This is a genomic window from Herbidospora daliensis, from assembly GCF_001570585.1.
GTDB classification, from domain to species: Bacteria; Actinomycetota; Actinomycetes; order Streptosporangiales; family Streptosporangiaceae; genus Herbidospora; species Herbidospora daliensis.
Genome location: NZ_BBXF01000003.1, coordinates 906,285 through 920,847, shown reverse-complemented (window position 1 = coordinate 920,847; position 14,563 = coordinate 906,285). Strand labels below are relative to the sequence as shown.

Annotated in this window: 11 protein-coding genes; 10 read left to right on the top strand and 1 reads right to left on the bottom strand. The window is 70.4% G+C overall.

Going from position 1 to position 14,563, the window contains the following annotated elements:
- The first annotated feature begins 92 nt into the window (after positions 1-92).
- The 4 genes from AW274_RS40395 to AW274_RS19155 all read left to right on the top strand — a co-directional run bounded on the left by AW274_RS40395 (position 93) and on the right by AW274_RS19155 (position 5,060).
- A complete protein-coding gene (locus tag AW274_RS40395; protein ID WP_157520436.1) occupies positions 93-257 on the top strand; it encodes an FxSxx-COOH-like cyclophane-containing RiPP peptide in 165 nt (54 codons plus the stop codon).
- 32 nt (positions 258-289) lie between these two features.
- On the top strand, positions 290-1,165 hold the full coding sequence (locus tag AW274_RS19165) for an SIR2 family NAD-dependent protein deacylase (RefSeq protein ID WP_157520433.1): 876 nt from the start codon (positions 290-292) through the stop codon (positions 1,163-1,165).
- A gap of 9 nt (positions 1,166-1,174) precedes the next feature.
- Entirely contained in the window at positions 1,175-3,163 is a 1,989-nt protein-coding gene (locus AW274_RS19160) for an nSTAND1 domain-containing NTPase (protein ID WP_062433983.1), read from the top strand.
- A 187-nt stretch (positions 3,164-3,350) separates the two neighbouring features.
- Positions 3,351-5,060, top strand: coding sequence for an alpha-amylase family glycosyl hydrolase (locus AW274_RS19155; RefSeq protein ID WP_062433980.1), 1,710 nt, complete (start codon positions 3,351-3,353; stop codon positions 5,058-5,060).
- 684 nt (positions 5,061-5,744) lie between these two features.
- Here AW274_RS19155 and AW274_RS19150 read toward each other — a convergent pair.
- Positions 5,745-6,416 carry a GntR family transcriptional regulator gene (locus AW274_RS19150; RefSeq protein ID WP_062433978.1) on the bottom strand — a complete coding sequence of 224 codons (672 nt, stop codon included), beginning with the start codon at positions 6,414-6,416 and terminating at the stop codon, positions 5,745-5,747.
- 91 nt (positions 6,417-6,507) lie between these two features.
- Between AW274_RS19150 and AW274_RS19145 the strand changes: the two genes are divergently transcribed.
- The 6 genes from AW274_RS19145 to AW274_RS19120 all read left to right on the top strand — a co-directional run bounded on the left by AW274_RS19145 (position 6,508) and on the right by AW274_RS19120 (position 14,517).
- Entirely contained in the window at positions 6,508-7,767 is a 1,260-nt protein-coding gene (locus AW274_RS19145; protein ID WP_062433975.1) for an MFS transporter, read from the top strand.
- Positions 7,767-8,177 carry a hypothetical protein gene (locus tag AW274_RS19140; RefSeq protein WP_062433971.1) on the top strand — a complete coding sequence of 137 codons (411 nt, stop codon included), beginning with the start codon at positions 7,767-7,769 and terminating at the stop codon, positions 8,175-8,177. Before AW274_RS19145 ends, AW274_RS19140 begins: the two co-directional genes overlap by 1 nt.
- A 75-nt stretch (positions 8,178-8,252) precedes the next feature.
- Complete coding sequence (locus tag AW274_RS19135) at positions 8,253-9,983, top strand: substrate-binding and VWA domain-containing protein (protein WP_062433968.1); 1,731 nt, start codon at positions 8,253-8,255, stop codon at positions 9,981-9,983.
- 68 nt (positions 9,984-10,051) lie between these two features.
- Complete coding sequence (locus AW274_RS19130) at positions 10,052-11,707, top strand: ABC transporter ATP-binding protein (protein ID WP_062433965.1); 1,656 nt, start codon at positions 10,052-10,054, stop codon at positions 11,705-11,707.
- Positions 11,704-13,428, top strand: coding sequence for an ABC transporter ATP-binding protein (locus AW274_RS19125; protein ID WP_062433961.1), 1,725 nt, complete (start codon positions 11,704-11,706; stop codon positions 13,426-13,428). Before AW274_RS19130 ends, AW274_RS19125 begins: the two co-directional genes overlap by 4 nt.
- Before the next feature lie 9 nt (positions 13,429-13,437).
- Positions 13,438-14,517 carry an iron-siderophore ABC transporter substrate-binding protein gene (locus AW274_RS19120; RefSeq protein ID WP_062433958.1) on the top strand — a complete coding sequence of 360 codons (1,080 nt, stop codon included), beginning with the start codon at positions 13,438-13,440 and terminating at the stop codon, positions 14,515-14,517.
- The last annotated feature ends 46 nt before the right edge of the window (positions 14,518-14,563 follow it).

The window sequence follows — 14,563 nt, the reverse complement described above, 5'->3', positions numbered from 1 at the left end:
GCCGCCAACGAGGGGCCATAGCCACGGCGTGAGATCATGCCCTCCGGCGCATGAGATCATGAGGCAAGATCGTCGATTGGGAGTCGGAACTCATGAGCAATCAAACCGGCCTGTACACATCCTCGCTTCTCGACATGAGCGGGGTTTCGCTCACCGATCTCAACGCGCTACCGGACGCACTCAAAGATGCACTGCGCGAGGTTTTGGAAGAAAACTCCGGCTCATCCGTCTTCTCCGGGTTCCAAAACTTCCTCTAAGATGAGGAAGGATTTCGCTGTGGGGTGATGCGGTGGAAGACAAGGACTGGAATCGACTGGTCCGCCTGTTACGCAACGGTCACTGCACTCCATTCCTCGGTTCCGGCGCGTGTACTCCCACTCTTCCCACCGGCAAGGCGCTGGCCGAAGAGTGGGCGGCCCACTACCGGTACCCCTTCCCCCCACCGTACGAACTCCCGCGCGTCATGCAATACGTCGCCATCCAGGAAGGCGACACCCCCTACGTCAAGAGCCTTCTGGCTGCCCGACTCGGCCGAGCGGGACCCCACGACTTCTCGGCCCCAGGCGAGCCCCATGCATTTCTGGCCGACCTGAACATCCCCGTTTTCATCACGACCAATTACGACGACTTTCTCGCCACGGCACTGCGTGACCGCGGCAAGAACCCCGACTCGCGGATCTGCCAGTGGTACGAAAACGACCGGGCGCCCGATGATGGCCCGAATCCCACCGTCAGCCGCCCCCTCGTCTTCCATCTGCACGGCCGGGTGACCGAACCTCCGTCGATGGTTCTGACGGAGAGCGACTATCTCGAATTCCTCCTCACCGTCGGCATCGACCGTGGCGAGGGGGGACAGTTGCTGCCCACTCCCGTTGCCTCAGCGATCAAAACCCAGCCTTTGCTGTTCATCGGTTACAGCCACGAAGACATGACGTATCGCTATTTGTTCAAGGGGCTGCTCCGCGGCATCCCTGACATCCATCGGCGCAAGCACATCAGCGTGCAGATGATGCCTCCGGTCGACTCGACGATTCCCGAGGCGGAGGAACTCGCCAAGAAGTATCTGCACGAGTATCTGGGCAGCGACCTGAAGATCGCGATTTTCTGGGGCACCGCGCGTGATTTCTGCATCGAGTTGAGAAAGCGCCTGAGCACCACCGCGTAGGAGGAGAGCATGGCCGATGAACAGGTGTATCAGCCATTCGTCGGACTGCGCCCCTTCCGCCGGACCGATCAGAATCGGTTCTTCGGCCGCGACCGCGAGGCCGACGACGTCGCCATGATGTGGCAGTCGACCGTGCTGACGGTCCTCTACGGCAACTCTGGCGTAGGCAAGACGTCTCTGCTGCACGCCGGAGTGATCCCCCGGCTCGACCCCAGCCGTGTCGAGATCTGGCCGACGGCCCGCCTGTCGCTGGTCGCCCCGAGGACCGACGGGGGCAATCCGTACACTCTCGCCTTGCTGAACGCGTGGGAACCCGGCACCACCATGAGCGACCTCTCCGAGTTGACGTTGTCGGACTATCTCGACCGGCGCGAAGAGCAGCGCGACCCCTACGGCGACCCCAAACCGCGGCTCATCGCGATCGACCAGGCGGAGGAGTTCCTCACCGGGCCGGCCGATCTGCGAAAGGAGCGGGCCGAGTTCCTGTCCGAACTGGCTGCGGCACTGTCGCGGCACGAGGGCCTGCGGCTGCTGCTGTCCCTTCGCAAGGAGTACCTCGCCGAAATAGTCGATCATGAGCGAAGGCTGGGCCGGGGGTCACGGAAGCGGTTCCACCTGCTACCACTGGGCCGACCGGCAGCGCTGGAAGCGGTCAAGGGGCCCCTGCGGGACACCTGGTGGTCGTTCGAGGACGGGGCAGCCGAGGACCTCGTCGACGAACTGCTGGAGGTCACCGTCACCGACCGGCGCTCGCAGCGGCGCACCACCAAGGTCGACAGCATCGAGCCGGTGCAACTCCAGGTCGTTTGCAGCGCGTTGTGGAACTCGCTGCCGCCCGGGACAAGGGTCGTCACCCGCGAGTATGTGCGGCACAACGTCGACGTCGACGCCTATCTGACGCGATTCTGCACCGAAATCATCGGCGAGGTGGCGGCGGCCCACGAGTTGAAGCCGACAGTGTTGCGCCGATGGTTGCAGCAGAACTTCATCACCCGGCGTGGCACCCGCGACACCGCGTACGAGGACGACCACGAGACCGTCGGCATGCCGAACGCCCTGGTCCGCGACCTCGAGACGCGTCACCTGCTGAGCGCCGAGCACCGCTCCAACCAGCGCTGCTACGAACTCCCGCACGATCGTCTGATCGAGGCGCTTCGCGCCACCGACCCCGCAGACCATGTCGCAGCGGCCTGGCTGGCGCTCGAGGAAGGTGACCTGGACGACGCGTGGGCCAACGCCGAAGCGGCGCTCGGCGTCGAGGCGCCGGGACGGCACGTGCTGGCGGCGACCGCGCGCGAGATCATCGGGCTGTCGGCTTCCCGGGCGGGGCTGACCGAGCAGGCCCATGACAACCACCTGCAGGCCGCCGGGCTCTACGAGGTGGCGGGACGCTCCCCGAAGGCCGGAGTACTGTTCGCCCGGGCCGGAGCCGAGGCGATGCTACTGGCCGACGAGGCCGCGCAGGAGCGAGACGACACCCGCGCGGCGGCGTGGTACGCCCGGGCGGAGGAGGAATTCGATCTGGCGGTCACCTTGGCGGGCACGGCCCATCGAGAGCACGCGCACGCCCTGTGGCACAAGGGTTCACAACACGAAGCCCTGAATGTCTTGAATGCACTGCTCAAGCGCACCGACGATCTGGAAGCCCATCGGCTGCGCGGAGAGATCCTCGCCGATCTGTGCCGCGCCGAGGAGGCACTGGCCGACCTCGATCGGGTCCGCCTGGCGGAGGACATCTCAAGTCTGGCCGCCCGAGCTCTGGCGATGACGCTGCTGCACCGTGACGCCGAGGCCGAGATCGCCGCGCTGATCACGAGCGGCGCCGACCACGGTCCCATGTTGCTCCGCCTGTGCAGGATCCGCCATCTCCAGGAGGACACGCACTCCACCCCGCTCCTCCTCGCCCGCGCCCTGGCCGCCCGCCGCCCGCCGCTCCCCCCGCACTTGCGAATCAAGGCGGAGGAACTGTCCGCAGGTCTCGGCCTCGGAAGTACTTGACCTCGAATCCGTTGTCCGACCGTCCGTCACTCTGCGCCACCTTTGATTACAGGACGACACCGCTTGGTCACACTTTGCGTTCAGGCGGTTTGCGGGCTGTTGGACTGGTCCATGACAAACGTGGACGCGATTCACCGGGCCCGGGGGCCTACGACGCCCGGCAGGCCGACATGTAGGGGAGGAACCCATGCATCCGAGCCCGGTTACATGGCGTGACCAGTTCCTGTACTTCCTGCTCCCCGACCGCTTCAGCGACGGCCGCGAGGCGACCCGCCCGAAGTACGACCGCACCGACGCCCACCGCGCCCCCGACCCCGTCGCCTGGGCCGACTCCGGGTCGCGTTTCCAGGGCGGCACCATCAACGGCATCACCGGCAAACTCGGCTACCTGCGCGACCTCGGCGTCACCACCCTGTGGCTCGGCCCGGTCTGGAAACAGCGTCCCGATCTGGAGACCTACCACGGTTACGGCATCCAGGATTTCCTCGACGTCGACCCGAGGTTCGGCACTCCCGACGACTTACGCACCCTCGTCGCCAAGGCCCACGACCTGGGCATGTACGTGCTCCTCGACGTCATCTACAACCACACCGGCGACAACTGGTTCTACGACGACGGCGGCTCCCCCGTCTCCCAGCTCCCCTACCGGTTCGCCCCGCCCCATCCGATGCACGGCTGGCGTTCGGCTCACGGCGCCAGCGTCCCCCGCATCGCCGCCCGGGGCGACGGCGTCTGGCCGGAGCCGTTCCAGAACCCCGAGTGGTACACCCGCGCCGGCAGCATCGGCCGCTGGGACCCCGAATCGTGGGAGGATCCGCTCCACCCCGACGTCGAGTTCCGGCGGGGCGACTTCCAGGCGCTGAAAGACCTGACCCTCACCCGCGACGACGTCCTGTCGGCGGTCGTCGACGTCTACAAGCACTGGATCGCGTTCACCGACTGTGACGGGTTCCGCATCGACACGGTGAAGCACGTCCCGTGGGAGGTGTCGCGGAACTTCTGCGGCGCGATCCGCGAGTACGCCGAGTCGATCGGCAAGGAGAACTTCCTGCTGCTCGGCGAGGTGACCGGCGGCGCGGCGATGGCCCGCGACTACCTCGACGTCTTCGGCCGCAACGTCGACGCGGTGCTCGACATCGGCCAGCCTGCGGCGCTGATCGCCGGGCTGGTCAAGGGCTTCGCCGACCCGCAGGCGTTCTTCGCGCAGTATCAGGGCCACGACATCCTCGGCGGCCACCGGGAGACCGGCCGCTACCACGTGACGATGTTCGACGACCACGACATGGTCGGCCGCGAACGCCGCCGCTTCTCGGCGGGCAACGCCGGGCCCCACTCCGACACCCAGGTCGCCCACGCGGTCGGCGTGCAGCTCACCACGCTGGGCATCCCGTGCGTCTACTACGGCACCGAGCAGGCCTTCGACGGTGCGTCGCCCGCCGGGGGCGACGACCGCTACATCCGGGAGTCGATGTTCGGCGGGACGTTCGGGGCGTTCGGCACCCAGGGGTGTCACTTCTTCGATGCGGAGCATCCGGCGTACCGGAGGATCCGCGCCCTGGCGGCGGTGCGCAACCGCCCCGACGGCGTGGGTCTGGCGCTGCGGCGGGGCCGCATGTACCTGCGGGAGATCTCGACGGGCGGCCCGTTCCGGCTGCCGGCGACGGGCGAACTGACCGCGTGGTCGCGCATCCTGCACGACCGCGAAGTCCTGGTGGCGCTCAACCCGACCCTCGATCCGATGACGGCCCTGGTCACCGTCCACCGTCCGTTCCATCCGGAGGGGTCGGTCCTGTCGGTCCTCTATGGGGAGACGGCGCCGCCCTCGGTCGTCCATCACGAGGGCCGCGCGTTGGTCAGGGTCACGCTCCCACCGGCGGGCATGGCGATCCTCGGCTGAAGATGCCCGTCCTCACCGATCGGGCCAAGCTACGAGATCGCGAGCCGGATAGGTCCAACTGCTGAGAGGTCACCACATACAACGGCCCGGACCGACCGAATCGACCGAGCCGAGTGAACCGACCGGGCCGACCGGGCCGACCGGGCCGACCGGGCCGACCGGGCCGACCGGGCCGACCGAGCCGACCGAGCCGACCGAGCCGACCGAGCCGACCGAGCCGACCGAGCCGACAACCGGGTAGCAGTCCCAGGCAACATCGACTCGCGCCGAACCAGGCCCCGCCGAACCAGGCCCCGCCGAACCAGGCCCCGCCGAACCAGGCCCCGCCGAACCAGGCCCCGCCGAACCAGGCCCCGCCGAACCAGGCCCCGCCGAACCAGGCCCCGCCGAACCAGGCCCCGCCGAACCAGGCCCCGCCGAACCAGGCCCCGGGTCCAGATCTGGCGGAACATCGACGCGTCGAACACGCTCTCACCGGTCAAGGGTGGGCGCCTGCTGCCTGTTGATTCGGCCATGAGCTGCAGACGCGGCCGGATCACCATCTCAAAGCCGCACTCCGACCGAGATCACCCGGCTGCGGTCCACAGCGGCCCAGCCCAGGTCGGTTTCTCGCCGGTCGTGAAACACGAGACCCGGCCGGGACCCCGAACCACACAGCCGACAAAGAACCGGCCCAGCCCAAGGTCAGCCAGGTTGTGATCCGGAACTGAACGCCGCCTGCAGTAAAGCCTCCGCGTCATCCAGGTAGCGAGACAGGTACTGCTCCGCCTCCCCCACCCGCCCCTCCTCCAGCATCCCCGTCAGCACCCGGTTCCGGGCCACGAACGGCGCGTGGAACGCCCCCGGGTTCTCCATCACGTGAAAAACGAGCCGCAGCTCGGCCAGCAGCTGCCCCATCAGCTCGTCGAGCCGCGAGCTCCCGTGCATCGCGACGAGAGCCTGGTGGAACCGCAGATTCGCCGTCCCCACGTCACGCCACTGATCGGCGGCCGCCGCCCGCTCCCCGTCGTCGACGGCTTCGCGGCATGCCGCCACGTCTCCCCCGGCCGAGTTGCGCACCGCCGCGCATTCGATGACGCGGCGCACCAGGTAGAGGTCTTTCACGTCGGCCGCCGACAGGACCCGGACGAACACCCCCCGGTTCAGCTTGTGCACGAGCAGTCTCTCGTGGCCGAGCAGGCGGAACGCCTCGCGCAGGGTGTTGCGGGAGATCTCGAGTTCGGCGCCGATGGCCTCTTCGGAGAGGCGTTCGCCGGGTGCGTAGACCGCTTGGGCGATGCGGTCGCGGAGCACGCCCGCGACGAGTTCGGCGGTGCTGGTTCGCAGGAGGTGGGGCCCGGTCGTCTGTTCACGCACGGTGACAAGAAAAACATGAGAACAAACCCCTTGTCGAATTGTTCAACGATTCTTATGTTGAAAATGGCCCACCTCCCCACGAAGGAGCGTCATGGCAACCTCGCAGTCCCGCCGGGTGATCGTCGCAAGCCTGATCGGCACGTCCCTGGAGTGGTACGACTTCTTCCTCTACGGCACCGCCGCGACCCTCGTCTTCGGCAAGGTGTTCTTCCCGACGTTCGAGCCGCTCACCGGCACCCTGCTCGCCCTCACGACCTACGCGGTCGGTTTCGTCGCCCGGCCGCTGGGCGGCATCGTGTTCGGCCACTTCGGCGACCGGGTCGGGCGGCGGGGGGTGCTCGTGGCGACGCTGCTGCTGATGGGGGTGGCGACGTTCCTCATCGGGCTGTTGCCGACCTACGCCGCCATCGGCGTGGCCGCGCCGGTCCTGCTCGTGACGCTGCGGTTCCTGCAGGGGCTCGGCCTCGGCGGCGAGTGGGGCGGGGCGGTCGTGATGACGATGGAGCACGGCGACCCGGACCGGAAGGGCTTCAACGCCAGCTGGCCGCAGGTCGGCGTGCCGGCCGGGAACCTGCTGGCGGCGGGGGCGCTCGGGGTGTTGTCGGCGACCCTCTCTGAGCAGGCGTTCCTCGACTGGGGGTGGCGGATCCCGTTCCTGCTGTCGGGCGTGCTCGTGGGGGTGGGGCTCTGGATCCGGGTGCGGGTCGCCGAGTCGCCCCTGTACGCCGAGATGCCCGCCAAGGCCCGCATGCCGCTGATCGACGTGATCACCACGCATCCGCGGGCCCTGCTGTCGGCCATCGCCGCGCGCATCGGGGTCGACGTCGCGTTCTACACGTTCACCCTCTACATCCTGACCTACGTCACCGGCACGCTGAACCTCGACCGGCAGACGGGGCTGAACGCGGTGCTGATCGCGTCGGCGTGCCAGTTGTTCCTGATCCCGCTGTTCGGGGCGTTGTCCGACCGGGTCGGGCGCAAGCCCGTCTACCTGGCGGGGGCGGCGGGCGCGGCGGTGTGGGCGTTCGTGTTCTTCCCGCTGCTCGACACCGGGTCGTTCGCGCTCATCGTGTTCGCGACGGTGGTGGCGCTGGCCTGCCACGCGGCCATGTACGGCCCGCAGGCCGCGTTCATCGCCGAGTTGTTCAGCACCCGGCTGCGCTACAGCGGGGCGTCCATGGGCTACCAGCTGGCGGGGGTGCTCGGCGGGGCGCTGGCGCCGATCATCGCGCTGGCGCTGCTCGACCGGTTCGGCACCACCCTGGCGATCTCGCTCTACGTGCTGGTCGCGCTCGGGATCACCGCCGCCGGCGTGGTCGCGGCGCCGGCGAAGGCGGAGGTGCGGGTCTGATGCGGCGGCTGCTGATCGCCGGTTCCGTGCTGGTGCTCGCGGGCTGCGGCGGGCTGACCGAGGCCGACACGAAGGCGTGCGGCGACGGCCGCAAACTCGTCGCCTACGCGCTGAGCATCACCGACGTCGCACCGGAGGAGGTCGTGGGCACGATGACCGACGCCGTCGGCGACCGGTTGCGCACCACCGCCTCCGAAGCCGGCGACGAGGGCGTGAAGAACGCGCTGAGCGCGCTGGAGAAGACGATGACCGGGTTCCGGCCCACGCAGGTGACCGTCACCGGCGACACCATCGCCGAGCAGTACCTCGCGAAGGTCGAGTCCGACCGGCAGCGCCAGGAGAACGTCGACAAGCTGGAGGCGGCCCTGCGGCAGCAGGCGAAGGCGCTCAACGAGGTGTGCGGGACATGAGGCGTCCGCCATACGGGCACGAACCCACGCTCCCCCGAAGCGCCACACGCCCGTGCTCGGCGAAGCGGGCCCGACATGAGAAAGCCGGCGGCGTTCGGGGTGGCCGTTGTGGTGTCGGCGGCGCTGGTGGCGGGGTTGTGGTGGGTCAATCGGCCGGAAGGCGCGCCCGGCTGCCCCAACGGGCTCACCGAGATTCGCGTCGCCGCGTCGCAGGACAAGGTCGAGCTTCTGCGGGAGGCCGCCGCCGGTTTCGGCACCCGCGACTGTGGCCGGGTCGTGGTCGACGAGGTCAACTCAGGAACCGGGATGGAGGCGCTCGCGCGCGGATGGGACGCCGACCTCGACGGTCCGCGGCCCGACGTGTGGGCGCCGACCGCGTCGGTGTGGCTCACTCTCTTGGAGCACGGCGCGAAGGACACGGGTGGCGTCGCTGCCACGGCGCCACCCGTGCCGATCGTCACCTCGCCGCTGACGATCGCGATGCCGCGTCCGATGGCCGAGGCGCTGGGGTGGCCCGAGAAGCCGATCGGGTGGCGTGATCTGGCCGCGCTGGCCCGTGATCCCCGGGGGTGGGGAGCGCACGGGCATCCCGAATGGGGTCCGTTCCGGCTCGGCAAGACCAATCCGAACTTCTCCACCTCGGGGCTGAACGCGACCGTGGCCGCCTTCTTCGCCGCCACCGGGACCACCGGGGATCTCACGACGGGCGACGTACAGAAGAAGGAGAACCGGGAGTTCGTGCGGGCCATCGAGCGCTCGATCGTGCACTACGGCGAGACCGCGATCGCGTTCCTGGAGAACATGCAGAAGGCCGACGACAGGGGCTCGGCCTTGGGCTACATCTCCGCGGTGACGCTGGAGGAGAAGTTCGTCACCGACTACAACCGGGGCAATCCGTCGGGCGACCCGGCGACGCTGGGCGACCATCTGCCGCCGAAGGTGCCGCTGGTCGCGATCAATCCTGAAGAGGGGACGACGGTCTCCGACCATCCGTACATCGAACTGGCCTGGATGGACGCGCCGAAGCGGGCGGTCGCGGCCGCCTTCCTGAAGCATCTGCACAGCCCGCGGGTGCAGGAGCGGTTCCTCCTGTACGGCTACCGCGCCCACGACGGCGCCACGGGGCCGCTGCAGAAGGACGCCGCGCCGCTCCCGGGTCTGCTGCGGCCGCCGTCGGCGCGGGTGCTCGACGCGGTCCTGACCTCGTGGCGCGAGTTGCGGAAACCGGCGAACGTGCTGCTGGTGCTCGACGTGTCGGGCTCGATGGAGAGCTCGGTGGAGTTCTTCGGCGAGAGCGCGCTGACGCTGGCCAAACGGGCGGCGGTCTCGTCGCTCGGGCAGTTCACCGACGCCGACCGCGTCGGCCTGTGGATCTTCTCCACCCACCTCGACGGGGAGAGGGACCACCTGGAGCTGATGACGACCGAGCCGATGAAGGAGAACCGGGAGAAGCTGCGCGGCCTGATCGACGGGCTCACGCCGGGCGGCGGCACCGGCCTCTACGACACCGCGGCGGCCGCGCTCGGCGCGATGACGGCCGAGGCCGAACCGGGGTCGATCAACGCGGTGGTGCTGCTGACCGACGGCGCGAACGAGGACGACGGCCTGACCCTCGACAACCTGATCACCCGCATCAAGGAGACGAAGTCCGACGAACCGGTCCGGCTGTTCACCATCGGCTACGGGGGCGCGGCCGACCAGGAGGTGCTGACGCGGATGGCCGAGGCGACCGACGGCGTCGCCTACGAATCGGGCGACGCGGCGCACATCCAGCGGGTGTTCACATCGGTGATCTCGAACTTCTGAACTGGCCCGCGCCACCGGGTTAGTGTAGCCTTACCTAAGTTTTACTGGGGCGAGGCGGAGGGTGACGGGTGAGGGCTGTCCTGTGGCGGGCGATCTCGGGGCAGCGCCGCGACGTCGTCGTGGGCGCCGTGCTGGGCGCCGCCCACCAGGCCGGTGAGGTCATGGTGCCGGTGCTGATCGGCGTGGTGATCGACCAGGGGGTGGCCGGGGGCGACCTGCCCGCGCTGGCCCGGTGGCTCGTCGTGCTGGCCGTCGTGTACGTCGCCCTGTCGTTCTCCTACCGCTTCGGCGCCCGCGCCGGTGAACGCGCCGCCGAACGCGCCGGTCACGCGCTGCGGATGGAGCTCGTCGAGCGGGTGCTCGACGCCCGCGGCGGCGCGGAGGAGGGGCGGCTGCCCGGCGCGCTGACCAACACCGCGACCGAGGACGCCAAGCGTGTCGGCGCGGTCAACATGTCGGTGATGCTGGCCGTGTCGGCGCTGACGGGCATCGTGGTCGCGGCGGTCGTGCTGCTGAACATCTCGGTGCCGCTCGGCCTGGTGGTGCTGGCCGGCACCCCCCTGCTGCTGTTCCTCGGCCACCTGCTGAGCAAGCCGCTGGAGAAGGCCAGCGAAGACCAGCAGGATCGCGCCGCGCACGCGTCCGGCGTCGCGGCCGACCTGATCAAGGGGCTGCGGGTGCTGAAGGGCATCGGCGCCGAGACGGCCGCCGTCGCCCGCTACCGGGTGACCAGCGGCGACTCCCTCGCCGCGACGCTGCGCGCGGCCCGCGCCGAGGCCCTGCAAACGGGCCTGGTCGTCGCGCTCACCGGCGTCTTCATCGCCGTCGTGGCGCTGGTCGGCGGCCGGCTGGCCGCCTCGGGTGAGATCACGCTTGGCGAGCTCGTCTCGGCCGTCGGCCTCGCCCTGTTCCTGATCGGCCCGCTGGAGGTCTTCGCCTGGGTGAACGCCCAGTTCGCGATGGGCCGGGCCTCGGCGGCCCGGATCGCGGAGGTGCTCGCCGCCCCCCACTCCGTCGCCGCCGGCACCGAACAACCGAGTCTTCCGGTACGCGGTTCGCTCCGCCTGTCCGCCGTCTCCCACGACACCCTGAAGGGCGTCGACCTGGAGGTGGCCCCCGGCGAGGTGCTCGGAGTCGCGGCCGTCGACCCGGCCGACGCGGTCAGCCTGCTGAGCTGCCTGGGCCGGACCGCCGACCCCGCGTCCGGGACCGTGGAGCTCGACGGGGTGGCGCTGGCCGACCTCGACCCGGCCGCGCTGCGCGCGGTGGTCCTGGTCGCCGACCACGACGCCGACCTGTTCGAGGGCACCCTGCGCGAGAACGTCGGCGGCGCGCATCCCGAGGCGATGGCCGCGGCGGGCGCCGACGAGGTGGCCGACGAGCTGCCCGGCGGCGTCGACGGGCACGTCAGCGAACGCGGCCAGTCGCTCTCGGGCGGACAGCGGCAGCGGGTCGCCCTGGCCAGGGCGCTGGCGGCCGACCGCGCGGTCCTGGTCGTCCACGACCCCACCACCGCGGTCGACGCGGTGACCGAGGCGCGCATCGCCTCCCGGTTGCGCGACGTGCGGCGCGACCGCACCACGATCCTGGTGACCACCTCCCCCGCCCTGCTCGCGGTGGCCGACCGGGTCGTGCTGCTCGACGGCGGCCGGATCACCGACGCCGCCCCGCACGCCGACCTGGTGACCCGCAACGCGACCTACCGGACGGCGGTGCTCGCGTGAGCCGCGAACTGCTCCCCGTCGCCACGGCGGCGCGCACCCGCGCGGTGCTGCTCGACCTGATCCGCCCCCATCGCGCGCTGGCCCTCGGCGGGTTCGCCGTGATGGTCGTGGCCACCTCGATCGGCCTGCTGACCCAGCCGCTGCTCGGCTCCATCGTCGACCTGGTCGACGCCGGGGAGTCGGCCGCCGCGATCACCGCGCCGGTGCTGGCGCTGGTCGCGGTCGCCGTCACGCAGGGCGGCGCGATGACCGCCGGGCTCGCGCTGGTGTCGCGGCTCGGCGAGACCGTGCTGGCCCGGCTGCGCGAAAGGTTCGTCGACCGGGCGATGCGGCTGCCGCTCGAACAGGTGGAACGGGCCGGGTCGGGCGACCTGACCGCCCGGGTGACCGGCGACGTCTCGCTGATCGCCGAGGCCGTCAGGGTCGCGCTGCCCGAGATGGCCCGCTCGGGGCTGGCGATCGTGCTCACCCTGGGCGCGCTGGCCATCCTCGACTGGCGGTTCCTGCTGGCCGCGCTCATCTCGGTGCCGGTCCAGTGGCACACCGCGCGCTGGTACGTCCGCCACGCCGGCCCCCTCTACGCCCGCCAGCGGGTGGCCGGGGGCGCCCAGCAGCAGCAGCTCCTCGACACCATCGGCGGCGCGAAGACCGTGCGGGCGTTCCGGCTGGAGGCCGACCACACGGCCCGGGTCGCCGAACGCTCGAACACGGCCGTCGACCTGACCATGCGCGGCGTCAACCTGGTGCTGCGCTTCTACAGCCGCCTGCACGTCGCCGAGTACGCGGGCCTGGCCGCCGTGCTGGTCGCCGGGTTCTTCATGGTGCGTTCGGGCGCAGCCTCGATCGGCACGGCCACCGCCGCCGCCCTCTACTTCCACTCCCTGTTCGCCCCGGTGAACACCGCCCTGGTGCTGATCGACGACGCCCAGTCGGCGGGCGCGGCGCTGGCCCGCCTGGTCGGCGTCATCGACCTGCCGGAGCCGGCCGCCCTCGACCGCCCGTCGTCGGCGCGGATCGAGGTCTCCGGGCTCGGCCACAGCTACGACGAGGGCCGTCCCGTGCTCCACGACGTCGACCTGACGATCGACCGGGGCGAACGGGTCGCCCTGGTCGGCGCGAGTGGCGCCGGGAAGACCACCCTGGCGAAGCTGATCGCCGGCATCCACCGCCCGTCGGCCGGGACGATCGCCGTCCCCGGCGAGGTCGGCATGGTCACCCAGGACGTGCACGTGTTCGCCGGCCCGCTCGCCGACGACCTGCGGCTGGCCCGCCCCGACGCCACCGACGCCGACCTGCGCGAGGCGCTGACCAGGGTCGACGCGCTCACCTGGGCCGAGACCCTGCCCGAAGGGCTGGCCACGGTCGTCGGCGAGGGCGGCCACCGCCTCACCGCGACCCAGATCCAGCAGCTCGCGCTGGCCCGGCTGATCCTGGCCGACCCGCCCGTGGCCGTGCTCGACGAGGCGACCGCCGAGGCGGGCAGCGCCGGGGCGCGGGTGCTGGAGAAGGCCATCGAGACCACCGTCGAGGGCCGCACGGCCCTCATCGTCGCCCACCGCCTCACCCAGGCGGCGGCGACCGACCGCGTCGTCGTCATGGACGGCGGCCGCATCGTGGAGAGCGGCCCGCACGACGGGCTGCGCTCCTCCGGCGGCCGGTACGCCTCCCTCTGGGAGGCGTGGTCCGGCGTCCGCCCCACCAGTGAAAACCCCCTCGAATAAGGAAATTCGATGCTCGGCATTACGAGAGGCATCCGGTTCGCCGCGGTGCTCGCCTCCTCCCTCCTGCTCGGCACCGTCGCCGCCTGCGGGTCGTCGTCGGAGACGGCAACCCCCGCGGCGTCGGCCCCGGCCGCCCCTCCGGCCGGGACGTCGGCCCCCGCGGCCGCCTTCCCGGTGACGATCGAGCACAAGTTCGGCTCCACGACCGTCCCGGCCGCGCCGCAGCGCATCTTCACCGTCGGCCTCACCGACCAGGACGCCGCCATCGCGCTCGGCGTCGTCCCGGTCGGCACCACCAACTGGTTCGGCGGCTTCCCCGGCGCGGTCGGCCCGTGGGCCACGCCGAAGCTGAACGGCGCGCCCGTCCCGACCCTGCTGGAGGACCCGGGCACCGGCCCGCAGGTCGAGAAGATCGCCGCCCTCAAGCCCGACCTGATCCTGGCCCTGTACGCCGGTCTCACCAAGGAGCACTACGAGACCCTGTCGAAGTTCGCCCCCGTCGTCGCGCAGCCCGCGGCCTACAACGACTACGGCATCCCGTGGCAGGAGCAGACCCTCATCACCGGCAAGGCGCTCGGCAAGGAGACCGAGGCCAAGGCGCTGGTCGACGAGGTCGAGGGCAAGTTCAAGTCGATGGCCGCCGAGCACCCCGAGTTCGCCGGCAAGAAGGCCGTCGTGGCCACGCCCTATGAGGGCTTCTTCGTGTACGGCAGCCAGGACACCCGCTCCCGCAACCTCGTCTCCCTCGGCTTCGGCCTGCCCGCCGACCTCGACTCGGTGATCGGCGACCAGTTCGGCGCCAGCATCTCCAAGGAGCGCAGCGACCTGCTCGACCAGGACCTCATCATCTGGACGGTCCCGGACGTGAAGAAGGACTCCGACACGCTGCACAAGGACGCGGTCTACAAGGACATGAAGGTCGTCGCCGAGGGCCGCGAGGTCTTCGTCGGCGAGAGCACCAACTACGGCGTGGCGTTCTCGTTCGTGACGGTGCTGTCCCTGCCGTACGTGCTCGACCGCCTGGTGCCGCAACTGGCCCAGGCGATCGACGGCGACCCGGCGACGAAGGTCGAGCCGGCCGCCGACTAGCGGTGCCGCATTGAGATGACCGGAGGCCGGGCCCGCGCGGGACCCG

Excerpts from the sequence above, each read along its gene's own strand:
- AW274_RS40395 (WP_157520436.1), top strand. The coding sequence starts at position 93 with ATGAGCAATCAAACCGGCCTGTACACATCCTCGCTTCTCGACATGAGC.
- AW274_RS19160 (WP_062433983.1), top strand. The coding sequence starts at position 1,175 with ATGGCCGATGAACAGGTGTATCAGCCATTCGTCGGACTGCGCCCCTTC.
- AW274_RS19155 (WP_062433980.1), top strand. The coding sequence starts at position 3,351 with ATGCATCCGAGCCCGGTTACATGGCGTGACCAGTTCCTGTACTTCCTG.
- AW274_RS19145 (WP_062433975.1), top strand. The coding sequence starts at position 6,508 with ATGGCAACCTCGCAGTCCCGCCGGGTGATCGTCGCAAGCCTGATCGGC.
- AW274_RS19140 (WP_062433971.1), top strand. The coding sequence starts at position 7,767 with ATGCGGCGGCTGCTGATCGCCGGTTCCGTGCTGGTGCTCGCGGGCTGC.
- AW274_RS19135 (WP_062433968.1), top strand. The coding sequence starts at position 8,253 with ATGAGAAAGCCGGCGGCGTTCGGGGTGGCCGTTGTGGTGTCGGCGGCG.
- AW274_RS19120 (WP_062433958.1), top strand. The coding sequence starts at position 13,438 with ATGCTCGGCATTACGAGAGGCATCCGGTTCGCCGCGGTGCTCGCCTCC.